Origin of the sequence: Flavobacterium cryophilum (assembly GCF_048286555.1) — a bacterium.
In the GTDB taxonomy this organism is placed as follows: Bacteria; Bacteroidota; Bacteroidia; order Flavobacteriales; family Flavobacteriaceae; genus Flavobacterium.
Genome location: NZ_JBLVPZ010000001.1, coordinates 600,177 through 621,162, shown reverse-complemented (window position 1 = coordinate 621,162; position 20,986 = coordinate 600,177). Strand labels below are relative to the sequence as shown.

Annotated in this window: 19 protein-coding genes and 1 tRNA gene; 7 read left to right on the top strand and 13 right to left on the bottom strand. The window is 35.6% G+C overall.

Going from position 1 to position 20,986, the window contains the following annotated elements:
- Positions 1 to 131: 131 nt before the first annotated feature.
- From ACNQGJ_RS02790 to ACNQGJ_RS02775, 4 genes are all read right to left on the bottom strand, one after another.
- Positions 132 to 479, bottom strand: coding sequence for a hypothetical protein (locus ACNQGJ_RS02790; RefSeq protein WP_417970292.1), 348 nt, complete (start codon positions 477 to 479; stop codon positions 132 to 134).
- Positions 480 to 578: 99 nt separating this feature from the next.
- Entirely contained in the window at positions 579 to 1,568 is a 990-nt protein-coding gene (locus ACNQGJ_RS02785) for an aspartate-semialdehyde dehydrogenase (RefSeq protein WP_417970294.1), read from the bottom strand.
- A 360-nt stretch (positions 1,569 to 1,928) separates the two neighbouring features.
- Positions 1,929 to 2,348: a large conductance mechanosensitive channel protein MscL gene (mscL, locus tag ACNQGJ_RS02780; RefSeq protein ID WP_417970296.1), complete on the bottom strand. Its 420-nt coding sequence runs from the start codon at positions 2,346 to 2,348 to the stop codon at positions 1,929 to 1,931.
- A 92-nt stretch (positions 2,349 to 2,440) separates the two neighbouring features.
- Complete coding sequence (locus ACNQGJ_RS02775) at positions 2,441 to 4,882, bottom strand: bifunctional UDP-N-acetylmuramoyl-tripeptide:D-alanyl-D-alanine ligase/alanine racemase (protein WP_417970298.1); 2,442 nt, start codon at positions 4,880 to 4,882, stop codon at positions 2,441 to 2,443.
- A 221-nt stretch (positions 4,883 to 5,103) separates the two neighbouring features.
- On the opposite strand from ACNQGJ_RS02775, the gene ACNQGJ_RS02770 reads away from it, so the two are divergent.
- Positions 5,104 to 5,709 carry a hypothetical protein gene (locus tag ACNQGJ_RS02770; protein WP_417970300.1) on the top strand — a complete coding sequence of 202 codons (606 nt, stop codon included), beginning with the start codon at positions 5,104 to 5,106 and terminating at the stop codon, positions 5,707 to 5,709.
- On the opposite strand, the gene ACNQGJ_RS02765 is transcribed toward ACNQGJ_RS02770, so the two are convergent.
- On the bottom strand, positions 5,704 to 6,405 hold the full coding sequence (locus ACNQGJ_RS02765; RefSeq protein WP_417970302.1) for a porin family protein: 702 nt from the start codon (positions 6,403 to 6,405) through the stop codon (positions 5,704 to 5,706). The genes ACNQGJ_RS02770 and ACNQGJ_RS02765 overlap by 6 nt on opposite strands.
- 334 nt (positions 6,406 to 6,739) lie before the next feature.
- On the opposite strand from ACNQGJ_RS02765, the gene ACNQGJ_RS02760 reads away from it, so the two are divergent.
- The 3 genes from ACNQGJ_RS02760 (at position 6,740) to ACNQGJ_RS02750 (ending at position 9,793) form a co-directional block, all read left to right on the top strand.
- Complete coding sequence (locus ACNQGJ_RS02760) at positions 6,740 to 6,970, top strand: NAD(P)-binding domain-containing protein (protein WP_417980306.1); 231 nt, start codon at positions 6,740 to 6,742, stop codon at positions 6,968 to 6,970.
- 63 nt (positions 6,971 to 7,033) lie between these two features.
- Positions 7,034 to 8,353, top strand: a complete 1,320-nt coding sequence (locus ACNQGJ_RS02755) for a gluconate:H+ symporter (protein ID WP_417970304.1) — start codon at positions 7,034 to 7,036, stop codon at positions 8,351 to 8,353.
- Positions 8,354 to 8,374: 21 nt separating this feature from the next.
- Entirely contained in the window at positions 8,375 to 9,793 is a 1,419-nt protein-coding gene (locus ACNQGJ_RS02750) for a gluconokinase (RefSeq protein ID WP_417970306.1), read from the top strand.
- A 229-nt stretch (positions 9,794 to 10,022) separates the two neighbouring features.
- Here ACNQGJ_RS02750 and ACNQGJ_RS02745 read toward each other — a convergent pair.
- The 4 genes from ACNQGJ_RS02745 to ACNQGJ_RS02730 form a co-directional block, all read right to left on the bottom strand.
- Positions 10,023 to 10,107, bottom strand: a tRNA-Ser gene (locus ACNQGJ_RS02745).
- A 61-nt stretch (positions 10,108 to 10,168) separates the two neighbouring features.
- On the bottom strand, positions 10,169 to 11,197 hold the full coding sequence (locus ACNQGJ_RS02740) for an asparaginase (protein ID WP_417970308.1): 1,029 nt from the start codon (positions 11,195 to 11,197) through the stop codon (positions 10,169 to 10,171).
- Positions 11,187 to 12,323, bottom strand: coding sequence for a 1-acyl-sn-glycerol-3-phosphate acyltransferase (locus ACNQGJ_RS02735; protein WP_417970310.1), 1,137 nt, complete (start codon positions 12,321 to 12,323; stop codon positions 11,187 to 11,189). The genes ACNQGJ_RS02740 and ACNQGJ_RS02735 overlap by 11 nt, the downstream gene beginning before the upstream one ends.
- Before the next feature lie 65 nt (positions 12,324 to 12,388).
- The gene (locus ACNQGJ_RS02730; RefSeq protein ID WP_417971361.1) at positions 12,389 to 13,156 is read right to left on the bottom strand and encodes a TatD family hydrolase; all 768 of its coding nucleotides are present in this window, start codon (positions 13,154 to 13,156) and stop codon (positions 12,389 to 12,391) included.
- A 168-nt stretch (positions 13,157 to 13,324) separates the two neighbouring features.
- Between ACNQGJ_RS02730 and ACNQGJ_RS02725 the strand changes: the two genes are divergently transcribed.
- Positions 13,325 to 13,765, top strand: coding sequence for a retropepsin-like aspartic protease (locus tag ACNQGJ_RS02725; protein ID WP_417970312.1), 441 nt, complete (start codon positions 13,325 to 13,327; stop codon positions 13,763 to 13,765).
- Positions 13,766 to 13,821: 56 nt separating this feature from the next.
- Here ACNQGJ_RS02725 and odhB read toward each other — a convergent pair whose 3' ends face one another.
- Both odhB and ACNQGJ_RS02715 read right to left on the bottom strand, forming a co-directional pair.
- Positions 13,822 to 15,060, bottom strand: a complete 1,239-nt coding sequence (gene odhB / locus ACNQGJ_RS02720) for a 2-oxoglutarate dehydrogenase complex dihydrolipoyllysine-residue succinyltransferase (protein WP_417970314.1) — start codon at positions 15,058 to 15,060, stop codon at positions 13,822 to 13,824.
- A 158-nt stretch (positions 15,061 to 15,218) separates the two neighbouring features.
- On the bottom strand, positions 15,219 to 17,996 hold the full coding sequence (locus ACNQGJ_RS02715) for a 2-oxoglutarate dehydrogenase E1 component (RefSeq protein ID WP_417970316.1): 2,778 nt from the start codon (positions 17,994 to 17,996) through the stop codon (positions 15,219 to 15,221).
- A 119-nt stretch (positions 17,997 to 18,115) separates the two neighbouring features.
- On the opposite strand from ACNQGJ_RS02715, the gene ACNQGJ_RS02710 reads away from it, so the two are divergent.
- Positions 18,116 to 18,658, top strand: a complete 543-nt coding sequence (locus tag ACNQGJ_RS02710) for a hypothetical protein (RefSeq protein WP_417970318.1) — start codon at positions 18,116 to 18,118, stop codon at positions 18,656 to 18,658.
- Between the two features lie 52 nt (positions 18,659 to 18,710).
- On the opposite strand, the gene ACNQGJ_RS02705 is transcribed toward ACNQGJ_RS02710, so the two are convergent.
- Together ACNQGJ_RS02705 and ACNQGJ_RS02700 are read right to left on the bottom strand one after the other, a co-directional pair.
- Positions 18,711 to 19,064 carry a hypothetical protein gene (locus tag ACNQGJ_RS02705; protein WP_282727872.1) on the bottom strand — a complete coding sequence of 118 codons (354 nt, stop codon included), beginning with the start codon at positions 19,062 to 19,064 and terminating at the stop codon, positions 18,711 to 18,713.
- A 151-nt stretch (positions 19,065 to 19,215) separates the two neighbouring features.
- Positions 19,216 to 20,190 (bottom strand): polyprenyl synthetase family protein, encoded by a 975-nt coding sequence (locus tag ACNQGJ_RS02700; RefSeq protein ID WP_417970320.1) that lies wholly within the window; start codon positions 20,188 to 20,190, stop codon positions 19,216 to 19,218.
- Between the two features lie 195 nt (positions 20,191 to 20,385).
- Here ACNQGJ_RS02700 and ACNQGJ_RS02695 point away from each other — a divergent pair, with 195 nt between their 5' ends.
- On the top strand, positions 20,386 to 20,907 hold the full coding sequence (locus ACNQGJ_RS02695) for a YceI family protein (RefSeq protein WP_417970322.1): 522 nt from the start codon (positions 20,386 to 20,388) through the stop codon (positions 20,905 to 20,907).
- Positions 20,908 to 20,986: the final 79 nt, after the last annotated feature.

The following is a 20,986-nucleotide window of genomic DNA, read 5'->3' as shown; positions in this document are numbered from 1 at the left end:
TGGAAATGATTGTAATATTCCTGCTGTCGACTTTCTCCAAAGGAGTAGTTGCTTAGAATGGAATTATTTAGTTAATAAAAATGTCTCCAACAAAATCAAATTAATGAAGTTGCATGGAAAATAAATTGAATTTAACTATTTACAGGAGGACCTCGAAGAGAATACAAACTGCCGGAAAAGGAAATAATGGTTCTCTCAGCAATAAAGAAATAAGGGATTTCTTCAATTTTAGAGTACAATTGATACGAGAAATCTTTTGGAGTAATGTAGCTTCCAAAGGCAAATTCACAAACATAACAATGGTCTAATTTGTGGTGTTGATGTGTTATCTCCGTACCGGAAACCTTGTATTTATGGTGGCACTGCTTTTGGGAAAGCTGTTTTTCCAAATGCTCATAGGTATGAAATGACTGAAACAGCATTGAGAACATTACTGTAACAACCAGAGAAAGACTTACTATGAATTTATTCTTTTTCATTTGAGCCAAAGGTAACAAAAACAAGAAAAAAGAAAACCATTTGTCTCACAAAATATAATTTTGAGAAGCAAATGGTTTCCTTTTAACATAAAAATCGATTTAAACCAATTTGGCTGCAATCAAATATTCTGCAATTTGTATTGTGTTTGTCGCTGCTCCTTTTCTCAAGTTGTCCGCAACAATCCACATATTCAAGGTGTTCTCCTGGCTTTCATCACGACGAATTCTACCAACAAAAACGTCATCTTTTCCTTGTGCATACATTGGCATTGGGTAGGTATAGGTGTCATTATTATCCTGAACCACTACACCATCGGTATGGTGCAAAATATTTCTCACTTCGTTTACCTCAAAATTATTCAAGAATTCTACGTTTACTGCTTCACTGTGTCCGCCTACAATTGGCACACGCACTGCAGTAGCGGTAACAGCAATTGTATTATCGCCTAATATTTTCTTGGTTTCACGAACCAGTTTCATCTCCTCTTTAGTATATCCATTTTCTTCAAATGAATCACATTGTGGAATCGCATTTCTGTGAATTGGATATTTATACGCCATCTCACCTGAAACACCTGCATATTCATTTTCCAATTGTTGCACTGCTTTTACTCCAGTTCCAGTGATAGATTGGTAGGTAGAAACAATTACACGTTTGATGTTGTATTTTTTATGCAAAGGAGCCAAAACCAATACCATTTGAATGGTAGAGCAGTTTGGATTTGCAATGATTTTATCCGCTGTAGTCAATTCAGCTGCATTGATTTCCGGCACAATTAATTTCTTGGTTGGGTCCATTCTCCAAGCCGAGGAATTATCAATAACAGTTGTTCCTGCTGCTGCAAATTTTGGAGCCCATTCTAAAGATGTATCTCCTCCCGCAGAAAACAAAGCAATATCTGCTTTCATGTCTACTGCAGTTTGCATGCCTACCACTTTATATTTTGTACCCTTGTATTCAATTTCTTTACCTACTGATCGCTCAGAAGCAACCAGAATTAATTCTGATACCGGGAAATTTCTTTCTGCCAAAACTTTCAACATTACTTCGCCAACCATTCCGGTAGCGCCTACAACTGCTATTCTCATCTTATATTTTATTACTGAATATTAAATTTGAAGTACAAAAGTAACTAATATTGAAATCAAAACAAGTGGCTTCACAAAAAATAACAAAATGTTACATTTATAACATTTGACTAAATACACAAAGAATAAAAAGTAAAATTGTTTCAAGTACTTGTTTCTTTTTGAATGGCAAAGCTTGTGAAATAACATTCTATATAATTTTTGAACCATTAAGCAATTAAGAGAATTAAGTTTCAAAATGCTTTTTAATGTATCTTAATTTCTTAATGGTAAAAAAGCCGCTACAGTTTTAGACAAACTTTTAAAGAAAAACCGCTCGATTACGAAGCGGTTTAGTTAAAATATATAATGTAGCAGAAATTATTTTTTTAATAAATCTCTAATCTGAATCAATAAGTCCTCTTGAGTTGGTCCGGCTGGAACAGCTACAACAATAACTTCTTCTTTTTTTCTAGCTTTTTCAGCGGCTCTTAAAATCACAAAAACAAAAAATGCAATAATAATAAAGTTAATAATAGCTTGGAGTAAATTTCCGTACGTAATCACAGCGGCCCCAGCCTTTTTTGCTGTAGCCAAATCAGGATAACGATTGCCATCCAAAGTGATGAATTTCTGGGTAAAATCGATACCACCGGTTATCAAACCTACTATTGGCATAATAATATCATCTACCGCGCTGCCCACTATTTTACCAAATGCACCTGCAATTACTACCGCAGTTGCCAGAGTTAAAACATCTCCTTTCATTAAAGAAGCTTTAAAATCACCGAAAAAACCCATACTTCATTTTTTTTGATTAAAATCTATTTTTTGAAAAACGAATTTAATAAAAATTTTAATTTAATTAGCCGTCATTTCCTCAAATTTATTTGTCATCTGTAAAACACTCGTTTTACACGTTGCGAAATACTGGTAAGAATTTCATACGGAATGGTATTTAATTTCTGGGCTATGAAAGATACTGTTGGGTTTTCACCAAAAATAATTATTGCATCCCCCTCTTTACAATCGATTCCAGTGACATCAACCATCAACATATCCATACATACGCTACCAACAATGTACGCCTTGGTATTTTTTATCATGACAAATCCTAAACCGTTGCCCCAGCCTCTGGAAATTCCATCAGCATATCCAATGGGAATAGTCGCGATTTTCGTTGGTTTTTCGGCTATAAATCGGCGACCATATCCTACGCTTTCACCAGCAGCAATGGTTTTTATTTGCGAAATCACGGATTTCAGCGTACCCACGTTTTCAAGTTGTTTTTGTTCTTCTGCGTCATTTGAAACACCGTAAAGTCCAATTCCCAAACGCACCATATCGTACTGCGAATCCGAAAAATTACTGATTCCCGAGGTATTCAAGATGTGTCGCAAGGGTTTTATTTGTAATTCAAACATCAATTTAGACGATAACTTTTCGAATAAAGCAATTTGGGAATGGGCAAAATCCATGTGCTCGAGATCATCACTCGTGGCCAAATGTGACAAAATACTTTTTATTTGAACTGTAGTATTCCCTTTAAGTGCTGCTATCATTTCATCGATGGTGTTTTCCTCAAAACCCAATCGATGCATTCCCGTATCAAATTTAATATGAATAGGGAAATGTTTTAATTTTTTTTGTTTTGCGATTTTCAAGAACGCATACAATCCTTTCAGGCAGTAAATCTCCGGTTCTAACTGATGTTGAATAATGGCCGAAAAACTCGTATTCTCCGGATTGAGAACCATAATAGGCACATTTATACCCCCGTTTTTCAAAGAAATTCCTTCATCGGCAAAAGCCACACCTAAATAATCTACTTTATGATGTTCTAATAATTTGGCAATTTCGAGTCCGCCGTTACCATACCCAAAGGCTTTTACCATAACCATAATTTTCACCTTTGGCGTCAGCTTTGATTTAAAAAAATTTAAGTTATAACTAATCGCATTCAAGTTGATTTCCAAAACCGTTTCGTGAGTTTTCTCTTCTAACAAATACACGATTTCTTCAAACTGGAACGACCTCGCCCCTTTTATCAAAATGGTTTCGTTACCAAAGTCCAAGTTTTCAAAATCAGCGACAAATGCAGCTGTGTTTTTAAAAGTGACACAATGAGAAAATTTATTTTTGAATGCCGAAATGGTTTCACCAATACCAATTACCCTGTCAATTCTATTGGAAACAATCAACTGGGAAACTTTGTCATACAGCTCTTCATTAGATAAACCGCTCTGAAAAATATCAGAAAGAATTACCGTTTTCTTCTCGTATTGTTTTTGGCTTTCGAGAAAATCCAATGCAATTTTCAAGGACTGAAAATCGGAGCTATAACTATCGTCAATAATACTGCAATTGTTGATTCCGTTTTTGACTTTTAATCGCATTTCTACCGGATACAACAATTCCATTCGGTTTTGAATGGTTTTTTCATCGTATTTAAAATACAATAAAACCATCAAACATGAAATTGCATTTTCAACAGATGCCATGTCCTGAAACGGAATTTTTATCTCAAAATGCTCCTGCCCAAATTGAATATTCAAGATAGTCTTGTCTAAAACACTTTTTTTGGAAACAAAAACAGAAGCACTTTTATCATTCCAACTCCAAGAAAACACTTTCATTCCGGGATTAATATAAGTATCGATGATTTCATTTTTATTGTAAATTAAAACTTGAGCACACTCAAAAAGCTTTAATTTTTCAACTATTTTATCTGCTACATTTTTAAATCCTTCATCGTGTGCCGTTCCAATATTTGTAAGAATTCCAATAGTTGGTTTGATAATCGCTTCTAATTTTTCCATTTCTAAACGAGTAGAAATACCGGCTTCAAAAATCCCTAAATTGTGTTTTTCATTAATCGCAATCACGGACAGCGGAACACCAATTTGGGAGTTGTAACTCTTTGGACTTCGGATGACATTAAAATCAGGACTTAATAAAAAGTTGAGCCATTCTTTTACTATCGTTTTACCATTGCTTCCAGTCAGTCCGATAACGGGAAAATCAAAAAGACTACGGTAGTTCGCTGCAAACTGTTGCAAGGCCATCAAGGTATCCGATACGATATAAAAATTGCCTTTCCCCTGACAATCTTCAGGAATATGGGTCACTACAAAATTTTGAACACCATTTTCTATTAAATCTTTGATGTAATGATGTGCATCAGTATGAGCGCCAATTAATGCAAAAAATAAAGTTTGAGGTCCGTTTTGCAGCGAACGGCTGTCTATAGCAATCGCATCTAGCGCCAAATTAGTATTGTGACCAATGAATGTAGCAGGGATATTTTGAATGCTTTTTAGGATTTTCTGGCTCATGGAATTAGAAAGAGATTGAAGTAAATTTTTATAGAAATTACTTTTTTAATAGTTCGTCTGTTTATAACACTTCCTCAAAAATAAGACTTCTTTTCAAAACGAAGACTTAGATACACTATAATTATCAGCATTTCCGATTATTTAAGAAAAGAAACAATATCAATAGCTGTACTAATTTTGGCAGATTACTTATATTTGTTTTTAGATAAAAATTAGCAGTTTTGAAAAAAATCCTCCCATTGTTTTCGTATGTTTTCCACCCGATATTCATACCGGCAATGGCCACATTGTTTTATCTTTACTGTAACCAAGCTGAGTTTGGTAATCAAGAGAAATTATTTATTTTTTTTCAAGTTCTGGTGGTCACGGTAATTTTACCATCCTTGGTGTTTTTATTGTTGCGAACGGCAGGAAGTATAGATTCCATAATGCTTGCCGAAGTATCCCAACGTAAAATCCCATTAATAATTCACTGCTTTTTGCTGATTCTATTGGTAAAAAAAAGCATTACAATAGACCGATATCCCGAGTTGCATTTTTTTCTGCTGGCTGCGCTTTTAAGTACAATTATGGCGCTTATTCTTTTGTTTGCCAATATAAAAGCAAGCCTTCACATGATCGCAATCAGTTCCTTAACGGTATTTATTATTGGATTGAGTCTACGCCTTCAAATGCAAAACACATTTATAATTGCAGTTCTGATTCTGCTCAATGGCTTTGTGGCTTCTTCACGATTAGAAATGAAAGCACACACGAATAAAGAATTGATTATTGGTTTTATGCTGGGTGCAGTTTCTCAATTGCTTTTGTTAGTGGTGTGGCTATAAAATGTAGAATATAATTCCGAGATTCAGTGCTCTCATAGTAACTGGCTCCTCATTGACTTTTGCCGATTTAAAAAGCGAGTTCAAACCGTAATACGCATATAAATTAATCGTATTGTAACCCGATGAAATATAAGCGCCATACTGAAATTTGTTAAAATCTTTATTGCCCGTCACTACTACTTTTCCATCAGCACTATTAAAAATAGATCTGTCGTACAGCAAATAACTGAACTTAAAACCTCCGTAAATTCTCCAAAATTTATGGCTTTCATAAGTAGAAGTTCGCCATCTGAACTCCAGAGGCACATCTACTGAAAGCAACGAGAACTTATTTTTATCATATAGATTGTCCGAATCGATAATAGTATATACCGGTGTTCCTGAGGGCGCCGAAATAGCTAGATTTTGATTGTAATTATTATATGTAAAACCTATGCCGGAAGCGATGGCAACTGTTCTTTTTTTATTAATGGGCATATCTCGCAAAAAACCTGCCGAGAGTCCAGAAGAAAATTTCCTTTGTGACAAACCAGACGGCTTATCAACCAATGTATTATATGTTATTGCAAAATAAAACTGATCTTCTCTGTACAAGGAATCCACCTTTATTTCCGGAGCATTTTCAGTTGGTGCATTTTCTTGAGAAAAAACATCCAAAACCGATAAAAAAAGAAAACAACTAAGTAAAATTCGCATATTGTTTTAGGTTTAATATTGCTCAATGACTGTTCAAAACATCTTTCAGGTTTAAATTCTCATTATTTCGTTACAAATATACCCTTTTGCTGGTTTTCTTAAAGGATATCTCGACAAATAAACTTTTAGGAAAATGAATAGATGTAAAACCTCAATACCTCTGAAAAATGCAATTGTTAAAAATTTAAAAAAAATAATTAACAGATTGACTCCAACAAGTTTAATATTTTTCGAATAAATAGCTTGTTAAAAAATTAAAACCAATATTTTTACTTTAATAAAATTGTAACGATTACTCAAAATGTCTTCAAATCAGACTTAAACAATACAATCAATGCAAATTGGAATTATAGGATTAGGAAAAATGGGCTTCAAGCTTGCCGTTAATTTACAGCGAAATGGTTCCAGCAGGAGAAATTGTAGTCGGAGTTATCACATCATTGCTTCCTTTTTTAGAAAAAACGACATTATTATTAATGGAGGAAATTCTAACTATACAGATTCCAAACGGCGTTATTCACAACTCCATGAGCTTGGTATTGACTTTTTAGATTGCGGAACTTAAATCTGCTTACTCAAATCTCACATACCAATTCAAATATAATTTTTAATTTTCAAATTTAAGGACATGTCAATATTGATCTTACTTGCAAGTATTATTTTATTACTTGTCTTGATATCCGCAGTAAAACTAAATGCGTTCATTTCGCTAATTATCGCTTCTTTCTTTGTGGGGATTGCCAAAGGCATGCTGTTTCCTGACATCATAAATTCCCTCCAACAAGGAATTGGCAGCACACTAGGTTCTTTGATTTTGATTATTGCCCTTGGAGTTATATTAGGAAACATACTGTCGGATAGTGGCGCGGCTCAACGAATAAGTTCGGTAATGATCCAGTCTTTTGGCGTCAAGCACATCAAATGGGCAATGTTACTTACCGGTTTTGCAGTAGGAATTTCGATGTTTTACAATGCCGGTTTTGTGATTTTGATTCCAATGGTTTTCGCTGTCGCAAAAAGCACGAAGCAGCCTGTAATTTATCTTGGAATTGCCATGGCAGCTGCACTTTCGGTTACACATGGTTTTTTGCCACCGCATCCGGGACCTACAGCCATAGCGGTAATTTTCAAAGCTGACATTGGCAAAACCTTATTGTATGGAGTACTAATTGCGATTCCTACCTTATTAATTGCGGGGATTATTTTTCCAGAATTTATTAAGAAGATTGTCGCTAATCCGCCCAAAGGATTATACGAAAGTAAGACCTTCACTGAAGGCGAAATGCCATCATTTAAAATTAGTTTCCTGACGGCGCTGATACCTGTTATCTTAATGGCGATGGCAACAATTAGCGAATTAAGTTTGCCCGCAGCATCTTCGGTACGTCATATTCTCGGATTTATTGGAAATCCAACCACTTCAATGCTGATTGCGGTATTGTTTGCAATTGTATTTTTAGGCATTAATAGGGGTCGAAAAATGAAGGATATTATGGATAAATCCAGTTCGGCATTAAGTTCAGCAACGATGATTATTATGATTATCGCAGCTGGTGGTGCTTTCAAACAAATACTGACTGACAGTGGTATAGGTAGTGATTTAGCTGTTTTTTTCGAAACATCAACACTTTCCCCTTTAGTATTGGGCTGGCTTGTGGCTACGATTATTCGGATAGCATTGGGTTCAGCGACGGTAGCAGGCTTAACTGCGGCAGGGATTGTGCAGCCTTTAGTGGTAAGTTCAGGCATTAGTCCAGAATTGATGGTATTGTCAATTGGTGCCGGAAGTTTAATGTGCTCTCATGTAAACGACACCGGATTCTGGATGTTCAAAGAGTATTTTGGAATCAGTATTTCGGATACGTTTAAAACCTGGACTGTTATGGAAACTATTATTGGAGTAATGGGATTAATTGGTGTATTACTACTTAATTTACTACTAGGATAACCCAAATTAAACTAAAAAAAAATGAAGTTATTTTACATCGGAATAGACATTGGTACCACAGCAACAAAAGCCGTGTGTTTTGATATAACCGGAAAAGTGATTCAACAATGTAGTCAATCCTACCCCATGTATCATCCGAGAGCAGATTGGAGCATTCAAAAACCAGATGAAATTGTGTCGGCCGTCTTAGGATGCATCCAAGAAATAACAAAAGGAATTGATCCACAGTTTATTAGTTTTAGTTCCGCAATGCAAAGTGTAATAGCTATCGACAGTAACGGAAAACCGCTAACCGATGTTATTATTTGGGCCGATAATAGAGCGCATTCATTAGCCGAAGCATTAAAAAAATCGGAACAGGGAAAAAATTTCTATCAAAAAACAGGAATTCCCATTCATACTTTTTCACCCATGACCAAGATTGCTTGGTTGAAGGAACACGATGCGATCAATTTTTTTAAAACGTATAAATTTATAAGCATCAAAGAATACATTTGGCATCATCTTACCGGCGAATATGTAATTGATTCCGCGATGGCATCCGGAACTGGCATAATGAACATTCACACACTTCAATGGGATTCGGATATTTTGGATTATTTAAAAATAACAGCATCCCAACTTTCTAGAATTGTTAGTGCAACCCACCAAAACAAAGGACAATTCGATGACTTTCATTATATTTTGGGTGGCGGGGACGGAGTATTGGCAAATTTAGGAACTGGAGCAATGGAAACAGGTCGTATGGCATTGTCCATCGGAACTAGTGGCGCAGTGCGTTTACCATCGGAAAACCCTTTTATTGATCCTGAAATGCGAACACAATGTTATCATTTATTGGAGCAGCAATATTTAAAGCTGGGAGCAGTTAATAATGGCGCAATTGTTTTGCAATGGCTCAAAGAATCCATCCTAAAAACAGATGAATCTTTCGAAGAATTATTCCTGCAGGCTGAAACAATTCCAGCAGGAGCCGAAGGCTTGCTTTTTGTTCCTTATTTATTAGGCGAAAGATCTCCTATTTGGGATGCTTCTGCTCAGGGAACACTTTTAGGAATTCGTATCATCCACACCAAAGCACACTTAATTCGAGCAACACTGGAAGGCATCTTATTTGGATTACTGAGCATTACTAAAATCTTACTCCCAAATCCAGAAGAGCGCCATAAAATCACCATAATGGCGAGCGGCGGTTTTGGAAAAAGTGAACTTTGGTTGCAAATGGTCGCTGATATTTTTCAAATGAAAGTAATCGTAGCCGAAACAATTGAAGCCTCTGCTTGGGGGGCAGTTTTGATTGGGTTTAAAGCTACTGATGTTGCTGGTCCAACCGACGAAAAAGTTGGTAAAATCTTTTTACCAAACAAAAATCATAAAGAAATCTACGAACAAAGCTTTGAAAAATTTAAAAAGATTTATTCCTTGTTAAAAAATCTTTAAAACTCTTCTTCCTTTGATGTTCGTTTCAATTAATGATATAATAAGCTACTTCCAGATAAAGATATACGGAATTAAATCCGTTGATCCCATAAGGGGCGTCTCACAAAGGATTTAATGCTCGGCATTTCATGCCTGATCCTTTTTTGTTTTGTTTACTTAGTCAAACTAAAAAGTTTGTCACGCTATAAAACAAAAAATGCTTCCCTTTCGGGAAGCATTAATTTCTTTGCAGAGAGGAAGGGATTCGAACCCTCGATATGTTGCCATATACACGCTTTCCAAGCGTGCGCCTTCAGCCACTCGGCCACCTCTCTATTTAATTTGAGGCTACAAATAACCATAAAAAAAATGAGTTAGAAAAGTAAAATCGAACTATTATGCTATTTCTCCTCGCAAAGCGGTTTCAAAAATAGTTTTAAAGTCTTTTGGCGCTACCTTTTGACCCAACAAATACATTAATTTTGTGATTGCAGCTTCTGTTGTGATGTCTTTTCCAGAAATAACCCCTATTTCTTTCATACCTGTACTGGTTTCGTATTGCCCCATATTCACACTTCCACCAGAACATTGTGTTACATTAATAACGTGTAAACCGCTACTGATCGCTTTTTTTAGTACGTTCAAAAACCAATCTTCAGTGGGTGCATTTCCCGCTCCATAGGTTTCTAAAACAATGCCTTTAAGTTTTGGGATATCTAAAATTGCTGTCAAAACTGCTGCGCTGATCCCGGGAAACATTTTTAAAATCGCTACGTTGTTATCTAAGTTTTTGTGAACCTGCAATTCTTTATTCTGGCTTTTAGCTAAAAATAAATCCGGATTCAATTTTAAATGAACGCCGGATTCGGCTAATTCCGGGTAATTTGGTGACGTGAATGCTTTGAAATGTTCCGCATTAATCTTTGTGGTTCTGTTCCCACGATATAATTTATATTCAAAATAAAGACACACTTCGCTGATCACGGGCTTGTCATTGTTTCTTAAAGACGCAAGTTGAATGGCGGTAATCAGATTCTCCTTGGCATCTGTACGTAAATCTCCTATCGGCAATTGTGAACCCGTAAAAATAACTGGTTTAGATAAATTTTCGAGCATAAAACTCAATGCCGATGCTGAATATGACATGGTATCTGATCCATGAAGCACTACAAATCCATCATACAAAGCGTAGTTATCCGCAATAATCGTTGCAATTTGAGCCCATTTTTCAGGATTCATATTCGAAGAGTCAATTGGATTTTCAAAAGAAATAGTTTCTATTTCGCAATCTAATTGTTTTAACTCGGGAATCCTCTGCAATAGTTTACTGAAATTGAATGCCTTGAGTGCTCCCGTTTCAAAATCTTTTCTCATACCAATGGTTCCTCCGGTATAAATTAAAAGTATTTTAGCTTTAGATAACATCGTGATAATTTGATTTATTCATTACCGGATTAGCATACATCGCTAAAAACCCTTGCATTGCAATGGGATTTTCCTCATCGATACGCATTTCTAATCTACGTTCGAAAAGTGATTTTTCATTCTCGGTATACAGATGGGAATGTGTAGTAATTCTATTTGCAATATCATAGGCAATATAATTGGTTGGCCATAATTTATAGTTGCTTAGTATCGAGTCATCAATAACCTGTGCCAGTGCTAATATTTGCTTGTTGGAATTACAATTTTCTGCGCTTATTGAATCAATTTCAGTGTCTAAAACCTTCCCAACATGGATATGAATTCTTTTTTTCTGGCCCAAAGCTCCACTAAGAATGGTCATAAAATCTTCATTTTTTTCTTTCACATAGATTTCATTATTGGCTTCAGCCATCAACTGAGGCATTTTCAAAGCATCCGTTGGATCGTATTCATAAGAAATGGAAACCGGTACAATTTTTATTTTCTTGAAATAATCCATCAAGTTTTTTTCATCAGAAGCCATTCCCAGCATTTTCAAAACACCTGGATTTGTGGCATCATTACCGTCTTTTGTTCTTCCTTCGCGTTGCGCAATCCAAACCGAACGATTTTCATGAAGCAATAAATTTCCAATATATTCGGACAATAGCTTCGAACTTTGTAGCATTTCTCTTGGCGTTAAGCCTCGTTGCACTAAAAAATTACGATTCAGTTTTGCTAATGTTTTCAGAAAAGATTTTTTTACTAAATTATCTCCAATAGCCGATGCAGTCATCACCAAACCATGTTCAAATAAGGCCGAATTTAATAAGGTGGTATCTAAAAGTATATCTCGATGGTTTGAAACAAATAAATACGAAGTATTGGGTTCTAAGTTTTCAAAACCAGAAGTAGATAGGCCTTCCGAGCTTTTTTCTAATATTTTCTGAACAGATTGATATATAAAATTACATTGAAAGTCGCGAATGGAGTGCGTTTTTTTAAGTTGTTCTTTCCAAACTTCGTCTGCAACATCGGGAAAAGTAAAATTCATTAATGCCTTCATCATTGGATGATGGATAACATCTTGAAGTGCCTCGTTTATTTCGGAATTATAAAAAGGCCGAATAGCGTCAAAGTTCTGCATTTTGGTTCTCAATTTTTGTGTGGGCAAATGAACAAAAAAAATATCAAAATAAGGTGAATTCTACTTTAAATCCCAAAAATAGCTTTAGAATTCTCGGTCGTTATTACCGCAATATCGTTTGCCGAAAGACCATAAATTTGTGCTAACTTATCTACTACAGCAACAATGTAGCTACTTTCATTCCTTTTTCCTCGATAAGGAATAGGTGCTAAATAGGGAGAATCTGTTTCTAACACAATGTGTTTCAAATCTATTTGATTTAAAAACTGATCGATTTTTCCGTTTTTAAAAGTTACCACTCCGCCAATTCCTAATTTCATATTATACGAGATCGCCTGCAATGCTTGCTCATAAGTTCCTGAAAAGCAATGAAAAATACCAAATAATTCCGGTGATTTTTCTTCTTCCAGAATTTTAAAGATTTCATCAAAAGCTTCACGACAATGAATCACTATTGGTAATTTATATTGCTTGGCCAATTGAATTTGCCTTTTGAAAGCGACCTGTTGCTCAAGCAAATGGGTTTTGTCCCAATATAAATCGATTCCAATTTCTCCGACCGCATAGAATTTTCTTCGCGCCAATTCGTTTTCCACATGTTGCAGTTCGTCGAGATAATTATCTTTTACATACGTTGGGTGCAAACCCATCATCAAGAAAATAGTGTTTGGATGATTTTTCTCCAGTTCATACATGGATTCTGTGCAGGTCGAATCGATTGCAGGTATAAAAAAACGCGAAACGCCGGCATCAATGGCGCGTTGTATCATTTCGTTTCGGTCGTGATCAAATTCCTCTGAATATAAATGAGTATGCGTATCGGTAATTGTTATCGTTGCTTCCAAGTGTAAAGTTTAAGGATACAAAATTACAAGAATAAAAGTTGTTGAAAAAATGGTTTTAAAAAGATTCGGTTAGAAAAACAGATTCCTTCCATTCCTTCAATAACTCCATGTATCTTTGTGTAACAAAAATAAAGTACAGAAATAAATTTAGCATAAATGAAGAACCTTCACGATATTCTAAAAAAAGAAAACTACAAGAAAGTAAAGTTTAGGATTACCAAAACACAGCACCTTTTGATAAAGGCAAAAATAAACGGTGTGATGGGAAGTTTTATTCTCGATACTGGCGCTTCTAATAGTTGCATCGGATTTGAAAGTGTCGATTTATTTTTATTGGATGCAAAAAAATCCAAAACAAAAGCTTCAGGTGCGGGAGCGACTGGAATGTTTACACAAATTGCAACAAAAAACAAATTGCAATTAGGCTCTTGGATAGACCTAGCATTTGATATTGTTATTTTTGATTTGTCCCACGTCAATGAAGCTTTGCTGCAACACAAATCAAAACCCGTACACGGAATTATAGGAGCTGATGTTTTAATGAAAGGAAAAGCGATTGTAGATTATTACAATCATTACTTGTATTTGCTAAAATAAAAAATCCTGTTTAGAAAAAACTAAACAGGATTTTTTTATATTTTTAAACGTTAGAATTACAATTCAAACGCTTTTTTAGGATTGTTGTCTAACAATAATTCCATTGGATTTTCTAACGCTTCTTTTACAGCCACCAAGAAACCAACAGACTCACGACCATCGATAATTCTATGGTCATAAGATAGTGCCACATACATCATTGGGTGAATTTCTACTTTTCCGTTTACGGCAATTGGACGCTCAATAATATTGTGCATTCCAAGAATTCCAGATTGTGGAGGATTGATAATTGGCGTACTCAACATACTTCCAAAAACACCACCGTTAGTAATCGTGAAGGTTCCACCAGTCATATCATCCACTGTAATTTGTCCGTCACGTGCTTTAAGGGCCAATCTTTTAATATCTGCTTCTACACCTCGGAAAGTCAAGTTTTCAGCATTACGAACTACAGGAACCATTAGTCCTTTTGGTCCTGATACCGCAATTGAGATATCGCAAAAATCGAAAGCAATCTTGTGATCACCATCCATCATTGAGTTTACATCCGGGAATAATTTTAATGCTCTGGTTACTGCTTTTGTAAAAAACGACATGTAACCTAAACCAATTCCACCATGTTTTGCTTTGAATGCATCTTTGTATTCATTACGGATCAAGTTGATAGGCGTCATGTTTACTTCGTTGAAAGTAGTCAACATTGCTGTTTCATTTTTGGCGGCTACTAATCTTTCAGCCACTTTTCTGCGCAGCATAGATAATTTAGTACGCTCTGATCCCCGAGAACCACCGGTAGGAGTTCCCATTGAAGGCATTGCATTTACGGCATCATCTTTTGTGATTCTTCCGTCTTTTCCAGTTCCTGTCACTGCAGCTGGTGTTATATTTTTTTCGTCTAATATTTTTCGTGCTGCTGGCGAAGGAGTTCCTGAAGCATAAGTTGCTGCTGGTGCTGCCGCTACTGGAGCCGCTTTTGGTGTTTCGGCTTTTACTTCAGCTTTTGGCGCTTCAACTGTTTTTGCAGCTTCAGCAACTGGTGCATCTCCAGCTGGTTTTGCTCCGTCCGTATCAATATGACACACTACTGCTCCTACTGCTACTGCATCCCCTTCTTCTGCTTTTAAAGTAATGATTCCGCTGGCTTCCGCTGGCAATTCTAATGTTGCTTTATCAGAATCAACCTCAGCGATTGCTTGGTCTTTCTCTACATAATCTCCGTCTTTTACCAACCAAGTTGCAATTTCAACTTCCTTTATCGATTCCCCTGGTGATGGGACTTTCATTTCTAAAATCATGTTCTATTATTTTAAATTATGAATTTTAAGTTTTTAAATTGTTCTGGAACAACCTACTGTTTTTTCTATGTACTTTTTTTTAGCCCTGATGGTAGCGACATCCTTTTTCTAGCTTCTTTAGCTAGGAAAAGATATAGCGTACAGCAGGAAATAGCTCCTTATGATCTAAATAAATTTTTATCAAAAATCATTTTTAATGCATCGGCCTGACGACGTTTTGCTCTTGTATGACTTCCGGCTGCTGGTGCTGCATACGCTTTTAGCGAAGCCAATCTCCATTTTACTAAATCGAAGTTCATCAGCATAAAGCTGTAAGCGCCCATGTTTTTAGGCTCTTCTTGTGCCCAAACATAATCATCTGCGTTTGGATATTTAGCTATAATGGCTTTTAATTGTTCGACTGGTAATGGGAATAATTGTTCGATTCTAACTACGGCTACATCGTTTCTGCCAAGGTTTTCTCTTTCGGCAGTAATATCATAATAGAATTTTCCGGTGCAAAAAACCAGTGTTTTCACATCGGCTTTACTCACTGTTTCATCATCAAATGTTTCCTGGAAACTACCTGTTGCAAACTCTTCGACGGTAGAAACTACCCTTGGATCACGCAACAAACTCTTTGGTGTAAATACAATAAGCGGCTTACGGAAAGTCGTTTTCATTTGTCTTCTTAACAAGTGAAAGAAGTTGGCAGGCGTTGTACAATCAGCAACATACATATTGTGTCTGGCGCAAAGTTGTAAATAACGCTCCATTCTTGCCGATGAATGTTCAGCTCCTTGTCCTTCATATCCGTGGGGCAATAATAAAACAATTCCGTTTTGGTTGTTCCATTTATCTTCCCCGCAGGAGATGTATTGGTCAATTACAATTTGGGCTCCATTACTAAAATCTCCAAATTGTGCTTCCCAAATCGTTAATGTATTTGGATTTGTTAAAGCATATCCATAATCAAATCCTAAAACAGCATATTCAGATAAAAGAGAATTAAAAATATTAAATTTCCCGGTTGCTCCTTTTAAAGTACCCAGCAAAGTTACCTCTTCTTCCGAATCTTCTACTTTTACTACGGCATGACGGTGAGAGAACGTTCCACGCTCCACATCTTGTCCGGAAATACGAACATCGTATCCTTCTTTTAGAAGCGAACCGTATGCTAAATGCTCAGCCATGGCCCAGTCCAGTTTATTCGTTTCGAAAAACATTGTTTTTCTGTCGTTGATCAGTTTTTGTATTTTACTGATAAACTTTTTATCCGTTGGCAAGTTACAAATTACGTTTGCAACTTCAGTAAGTCCGGCTACAGGGAAGGTTGTATCTACTTTTTTAAGCATTTCAGCATCAGAAACTTGCTCAAAACCTTTCCATTCATTTTTCATAAATGGCGTAATAATGGTCAAATCCTTTTTACGGGATTCTTCTAAGTTTACCTCTAATTTTGATTTGTATTCTTTTTCTAATTCTTTAACAAAAGTGCTGTCAATTACGCCTTCAGCAAGCAATTTTTCCATGTAGATTTCTCTTGGATTTTTGTGCTTTGCAATAATTTTATATAATACAGGCTGGGTGAAACGAGGTTCATCACCTTCATTGTGACCATATTTTCTGTAACCTAATAAATCGATAAATACATCTTTACCAAATTGCATTCTGAAATCCAAAGCAAATGACATGGCATGAACCACGGCTTCCGCATCATCGGCATTTACGTGCAACACTGGCGAAAGTGTTACTTTGGCAACATCCGTACAATAAGTTGATGAACGCGCGTCCAGATAATTAGTCGTAAAACCTACTTGATTATTGATTACAATATGGATTGTTCCTCCGGTTTTATAACCGTCAAGCTGCGCCATTTGTACAATTTCATATAGTATTCCCTGGCCTGCAATTGCAGCATCACCATGAACGGCGATTGGCAATACTTTAGAAAAATCGTTAGGAAAATATTTATCTTGCTTCGCTCTTGTAATTCCTTCAATAACCGCTCCTACCGTTTCAAGATGCGAAGGATTTGGAGCCAAATTGATATTTATATTTTTTCCAGTGCTGGTAACTTTGTCAGCCGTAAGTCCCAGATGGTACTTTACATCTCCGTCAAAATATTCCTGGTCGTAATCTTTACCATCAAATTCACCAAAAATGTCTTGGGTTGATTTGCCAAAAATATTGGCCAAAACATTTAAACGACCACGGTGTGCCATTCCCATTACAAATTGTTCTACTCCTTTTTCAGCTGCTTTTTCAATTAAAGCATCCAAAGCCGGAATGATCGATTCTCCGCCTTCAAGAGAAAAACGTTTTTGACCTACATATTTAGTGTGCAAAAAGTTTTCAAAAGATACGGCTTGGTTTAATTTATTAAGAATTGATTTCTTTTCGTCCAAAGAAAATTTAGGTTGATTGTCATTAACTCCCAATTTTTTCTGAATCCACTCCACCACTTCCGGATTACGAATATACATATACTCTACCCCGATATGTTGGCAATATATAGTATCAAGATGAGATATAATTTCCTGCAGTGTACAGGGCTGTATTTTAATAACCTTTGCCGCGTCAAAAACCGTGTTTAAATCTGCTGCTGAAAGTCCAAAATTTGAAATTTCAAGCGTAGGCGATGACGTTCTTCTCTCACGAACCGGATTTGTTTTGGTAAACAAATGGCCTCGAGAACGGTATCCATCAATTAATTTCAATACATTAAATTCCTTCTGAAGCTTATCAGACACCAAATTAATATCGGAGTTATTAGCTGCAAAATTAGCGATTTGATCTATTTTGTTCTCCTCACCGTACGTAGTCATCCCAAAGTCGAAACCTTGAAAAAAACTTCTCCAACTTGGCTCAACGCTATCTGGATTCTCTAAATATTGGTCGTATAATTGTGCGAAAAATTCGGTGTGTGCTGCGTTTAAAAATGAAAACCTATCCATAATGTTTAGTGAATATACTTTATTGTTAAAATAGTTTTGCAAAAGTACAATAATTGAATAAATTTATAATTTATTTTAAGATACTTTTACATTGAAAAGTGTTAAAAAACTGAAAACTTATGACAAAGAATAGCTTTTTAGACGATTCCAAATCATTACTGGTGATCCTGGCTTTATTTTTTTCAAGTTGCCTATTGGCACAACAAAACACAACTCCTCCTGAAACGGAAAATCAGTTTTGGCGAAATGTGCAGTTTGGCGGCGGCATTGGTTTAGGCTTTGGCTCTGGCTACACGGACATTTCATTGGCGCCAAGTGCTATTTATAATTTTAATCAATATGTAGCTTTGGGTGTTGGCTTACAATATAAATATTTAAAACAACGAGATTATTTCGCTTCACATTTGTATGGTGGCAGTGTCATAGGTCTTTTCAACCCCATACATCAAATCCAACTTTCAGCTGAACTGGAACAATTAAGAGTCAATGTAAATTTAGATGGATCCAATGGAAATTCACAAGATTACTGGAATACCGGATTATTTATGGGAGCAGGATACAGGTCCGGAAACGCTACAATTGGCGCCCGTTACAACGTTTTGACCGACAAAAACAACATTTACGGCAGCGCCTTTATGCCATTTATTAGAGTTTATTTTTAATCCTCCTCCCGCCCCGGCCGAAAGATGGGGACACTAAACTGGAGAAAAAAGATTAACGGTATTTATTCCTGAACCAAACTTTTTGCCACTCTCTTTTTAGAATTAGAAAAGCGACTTGTTCCGCCAGAATTACCAAATCAGAACCGTCTAGCTTTTTTATTTCTTCTTCAGAAACATCAATTATGTACAGCAAATTGAGGTATTCGGCAAATTTATATTGAATGAGTCGGTAGATTTTTTCATGCAATTGCAACTTCAATTCATTAGGAGAAATACTCAAAGGAAAATCAATGGCTTCGTTAGCGAGATTAAAATCCTTATTCATTTGTTCGATTAATTTCAAATATAAGTTTTCTCCTTCTGCTTCAGTGAGTAGTAAATCGGTATTTTTTGGAACTATAAACATTTGATTTAAGATTTTTGATTAACGAATTCAGATTTAAGATTTGGCAACAATATTGATTTTTATTTTTGGATAGCATAGATTTTTAAAATAAAACATTATTCCCCAGAGTGAAACTTCTACAATCAAAAATCGTCAATCATCAGTCAAAAATCTAAACTTTCCTTCCCATTAAGTTTTCACCAAAAGCTTTCAGCATTTCCTTTTTTTCTTTGCTAATATTCATTTTATCCAAGGTCTGAAAAGCCTTCAAAGTAAAATCCTGAATTGCATCTTGAGTTGCTTTTGAAGCGCCTGAGCTGTTAAAAAGCGCTTTTACCGTTTTGATTTTATCCGAATTATCTTCTGGTTGAATGGAAAACAATCGTCTCAATTCTTTTGCTTCCTCTTCTTTTGAAAAAGCGACTGCTTTAAGATATAAATACGTTTTTTTGTTTTCGATGATATCTCCACCTACTTGTTTTCCAAAAGTTTCAGGATCACCAAAGGCGTCCAGAAAATCATCCTGCAGCTGAAAAGCCAACCCTAAATTTAAACCGAAATCATAAATCAAATTAGCATTTTCTTCGGAAGTCTCGGCAATAATCGCTCCCATTTTCATGGATGCCGCAACCAAAACGGCTGTTTTACATTGAATCATTTTTAGGTATTCCGCAATGGTAACATCATCCCGTTCTTCAAAATCGACGTCCCATTGTTGCCCTTCACAAACTTCAAGCGCAGTTTTACTAAATAACTTAGCTAAATCGCGAAAAATAATTGGTTCATATTGTTCGAAATATTGGTATGCTAGAATCAGCATCGCATCGCCAGATAAAATTCCGGTGTTTAAATTCCACTTCTCGTGCACCGTTTCCTGTCCTCTTCGCAATGGCGCATCATCCATAATATCATCATGAACGAGCGAGAAATTATGAAAAACTTCAACAGCCAAAGCTGCCGGTAGTGCTTTTTTATAATCGGCGTCAAAAACCTCGGCACTCATTAAGGTGAGTACTGGACGCATTCTTTTACCTCCCAGATCTAATATATAATGTATGGGTTCGTATAAATTTCTCGGTTCTTTGGTTTCATATTGTGATTGCAAATAATCAGATAGAAACTCTTGATACTGGTAAATAGAATGCATAAAATAAATTTTTGGCTAATTTACAGTATTCAACTTGCATTACAAACTCCCTTTTGTTATCCTATGTTAAATAAATACAAATACATTGGAAACTATTTTAGTATTCAAAGTTTCCTTATTACATTTGCCAACGAAAATTTAACAACGATAATTTATTTCGATTTGAAATAAATTCTAAATACAACGCAACGAATTATGAAAACAAAGTGGACGGTTGACTCGAATCAATCCGATGTTCTGATAAAAATGAGACACTCAATAATTGCGTATCTGGCAGGTTCCATAAATAAATTTAACGGACATATTGATCTTCAAGACAATGAAATAGAAGACGCTTCAATAGAGTTCACTTTAAATGTCAATACTAAAGATGCAAAACTAGAAAAAATAGATACGCATTTGGGGTTGAATGACTTATTCGATATTAAGGAGTATCCAATTATCAGTTTTAAATCGACTTCATTCGAAAAAATCAACAAAAATATTAATTTTTTGAAAGGAAATCTAACCATAAAAAATATTACAAAAGTGGTAGAGCTTGATGCTGAATTTATAGGAATCCATTCTTGTAATGGAGATCAAAAAGCTGCTTTTGAAATCACTGGTCAAATTAATCGCAAGGATTTTGGACTGCATTTTAATTCCTTTATTCAAACTGGCGGATTGGCTTTAGGGCAAGACATCAAGTTTATGGCAAATTTAGAATTAACAATTTAACAGGAAAAGCAAATGTTAAATAAATATAAAATTTAAGGAAACTATTTTGGTTTTCATAGTTTCCATATTACATTTGCAC

Coding starts and splice junctions, on each gene's coding strand:
- ACNQGJ_RS02790 (WP_417970292.1), bottom strand. CDS start 479: ATGAAAAAGAATAAATTCATAGTAAGTCTTTCTCTGGTTGTTACAGTA.
- ACNQGJ_RS02785 (WP_417970294.1), bottom strand. CDS start 1,568: ATGAGAATAGCAGTTGTAGGCGCTACCGGAATGGTTGGCGAAGTAATG.
- mscL (WP_417970296.1), bottom strand. CDS start 2,348: ATGGGTTTTTTCGGTGATTTTAAAGCTTCTTTAATGAAAGGAGATGTT.
- ACNQGJ_RS02775 (WP_417970298.1), bottom strand. CDS start 4,882: ATGAGCCAGAAAATCCTAAAAAGCATTCAAAATATCCCTGCTACATTC.
- ACNQGJ_RS02765 (WP_417970302.1), bottom strand. CDS start 6,405: ATGCGAATTTTACTTAGTTGTTTTCTTTTTTTATCGGTTTTGGATGTT.
- ACNQGJ_RS02760 (WP_417980306.1), top strand. CDS start 6,740: ATGCAAATTGGAATTATAGGATTAGGAAAAATGGGCTTCAAGCTTGCC.
- ACNQGJ_RS02755 (WP_417970304.1), top strand. CDS start 7,034: ATGTCAATATTGATCTTACTTGCAAGTATTATTTTATTACTTGTCTTG.
- ACNQGJ_RS02750 (WP_417970306.1), top strand. CDS start 8,375: ATGAAGTTATTTTACATCGGAATAGACATTGGTACCACAGCAACAAAA.
- ACNQGJ_RS02740 (WP_417970308.1), bottom strand. CDS start 11,197: ATGTTATCTAAAGCTAAAATACTTTTAATTTATACCGGAGGAACCATT.
- ACNQGJ_RS02735 (WP_417970310.1), bottom strand. CDS start 12,323: ATGCAGAACTTTGACGCTATTCGGCCTTTTTATAATTCCGAAATAAAC.
- ACNQGJ_RS02725 (WP_417970312.1), top strand. CDS start 13,325: ATGAAGAACCTTCACGATATTCTAAAAAAAGAAAACTACAAGAAAGTA.
- odhB (WP_417970314.1), bottom strand. CDS start 15,060: ATGATTTTAGAAATGAAAGTCCCATCACCAGGGGAATCGATAAAGGAA.
- ACNQGJ_RS02715 (WP_417970316.1), bottom strand. CDS start 17,996: ATGGATAGGTTTTCATTTTTAAACGCAGCACACACCGAATTTTTCGCA.
- ACNQGJ_RS02710 (WP_417970318.1), top strand. CDS start 18,116: ATGACAAAGAATAGCTTTTTAGACGATTCCAAATCATTACTGGTGATC.
- ACNQGJ_RS02705 (WP_282727872.1), bottom strand. CDS start 19,064: ATGTTTATAGTTCCAAAAAATACCGATTTACTACTCACTGAAGCAGAA.
- ACNQGJ_RS02700 (WP_417970320.1), bottom strand. CDS start 20,190: ATGCATTCTATTTACCAGTATCAAGAGTTTCTATCTGATTATTTGCAA.
- ACNQGJ_RS02695 (WP_417970322.1), top strand. CDS start 20,386: ATGAAAACAAAGTGGACGGTTGACTCGAATCAATCCGATGTTCTGATA.